Annotated in this window: 1 protein-coding gene; it reads right to left on the minus strand. The window is 26.8% G+C overall.

Features of this window, described 5'->3' with window-relative positions; all coding sequences use genetic code 11:
• Window positions 1-448: PAS domain-containing protein (locus CRV02_RS14480; RefSeq protein WP_129090913.1), on the minus strand; the 448-nt coding region annotated here is incomplete at both ends.

A 448-nucleotide genomic window follows, 5' to 3' on the forward strand; every position in this document is an offset into this window, starting at 1 on the left:
TAACATGTCTTACTTCTTTATCTGATTGTCTTATGATTCTATACTCTGTTCGATATCCTCTTTTTTTGTATTTACCTAAAAAGAATCTTTTTACCACATTTTCTCTATCTTCTTCATGGGTAAAGTTTTTAACTAAATCTTCAAGGGTGATTTTTTTTTCATTGGCTAAACCAAAAACAGATTTAATATTTTTTGATATAGTTAAAGTATTAGTTTTAAAGTCATATCTAAAGTGCCCTAAATTTGACATTTTCTCAGCTTTTAGAAGATTTTTCTCACTTGTCTTTAAATTAACTTCTAACTCTTTTTGCTTTGTAATATCAGTATGAAAACCAACCATTCTAATTGCATTTCCATTTTTATCAAAGATAGTCTTACCTCTATCTAAAATCCAAACCCAATGCCCATCTTTATGTTTTAATCTATGTACATTTTCATAATATGTAGT

The organism is Arcobacter sp. CECT 8989 (assembly GCF_004116715.1).
In the GTDB taxonomy this organism is placed as follows: domain Bacteria; phylum Campylobacterota; class Campylobacteria; order Campylobacterales; family Arcobacteraceae; genus Halarcobacter.